The sequence below is a fragment of the Sphingomonas hankookensis genome (genome assembly GCF_022664465.1).
GTDB classification, from domain to species: Bacteria; Pseudomonadota; Alphaproteobacteria; order Sphingomonadales; family Sphingomonadaceae; genus Sphingomonas; species Sphingomonas hankookensis.
In genome coordinates this window covers 1-1,242 of record NZ_JAKREV010000032.1, presented here as the reverse complement: position 1 = coordinate 1,242, position 1,242 = coordinate 1, and the positions used below count along the sequence as shown (strand labels likewise).

The 1,242-nt window shown below is 70.2% G+C and carries 1 protein-coding gene; it reads right to left on the bottom strand.

Annotated features, from left to right (window positions below):
* Positions 1 to 462: 462 nt before the first annotated feature.
* Positions 463 to 1,242, bottom strand: a 780-nt coding sequence (locus MF610_RS18970; protein ID WP_242201911.1) for an ATP-binding cassette domain-containing protein, incomplete at its 5' end; no start/stop codon positions are given.

Sequence of the window (1,242 nt, the reverse complement as noted above, 5' to 3'; positions counted from 1 at the left end):
CAGATCGTCGGGCTGCTCTATCCCGGAAATTTCGTCGGCACGCTCTTTGCCGAACATTGCGGCGACACGATCGCAGCGCTGAGCGATGCCGATCTGTGCGTCTATCCACGTGTGGCGCTGGAGGCGTTGCTCATCCGCCATCCTGCCGCTGGACGATTGCTGCTGCGCCGGACGATGGCGACGCTGGCCGAGGTGAGACGCTGGATGCCAATGCTGGCCCGTGCAAGAGCCGAGGCGCGGGTCGCCGCATTGCTGCTCGACATGGCGCGTAGGGGTGAGGCGGAAGAGGACGAAGCATTCCGCCTGCCGCTGTCACGGGCTGCGATGGCGGAGGCGCTGGGCCTTGGCGGTCGAGACGGTCAGCCGTCACATGACCGCGTTCCAGCAGGGCGGACTGATCGCACTATCCGGGCTGAGGGGCGTGCGCCTGCTCGACCGGGTCCGACTAGCCGGGATCGCGGGTTAGGCGGCGGATCGGCGGCTTGCCGCGTCGGCCACCCATTGCCGATCACAAAGGGCCGACAGCGCCGGGCGATGGCTGACCATGATCATGCCCTGCCCGGTCGGCTTCAGCCGCGCGTCCAGGCGCCGCGCGACCTGCGCCGCCACCACCGCATCCAGCCCCTCGCCCGGTTCGTCGAGCAGCAACCAGGACGCTTCCGCCAGATAGGCCCGCGCCAGCAACAGCCGCCGCCGCTCACCGCCCGACAGCCGCGCGCCATCCTCGCCCAGCCAGGTATCCAGCCTCTCGGGCAAGGCGCGCACCACGTCGTCGAGCGCAGCGTCGTGCAACGCCTGCCACAGCTGGTCGTCGCTTGCCTGGTCGTCGGCCAGCCGCAGATTGTCGCGAACCGTGCCCGCCATCAGCGCCGCGTCCTGCGGCGCCCAGGCAAAGGTAGCGCGCAGGGTTTCAGGCGCGATGGAGGCGGCATCGCGTCCCCCGATCATGATCCGGCCGGGTGACAGCGGACGAAGGCCCAGCAATCCCTCGACCAGACTCGTCTTGCCACAGCCCGATGGCCCCGTCAGGGCGATCCGGCTGCCGGGCGCGAAGTGGGTGCCGTCGATCAAGAGGTCCGCGTCCCCCGCCCCGTCCGCAACCGGATGCTCCCTCGCCGCATCAAACAGCGTTTCCAGCCGCGCCTCCGCCTCGCGCAACCGTCCGCGTTCGGTCATCGCGCGGAGGATCGGCGCGGTTGCGTCGGCCGTCATCGCCGCCGCCAGCGCTGCCAGCGCCGCGAT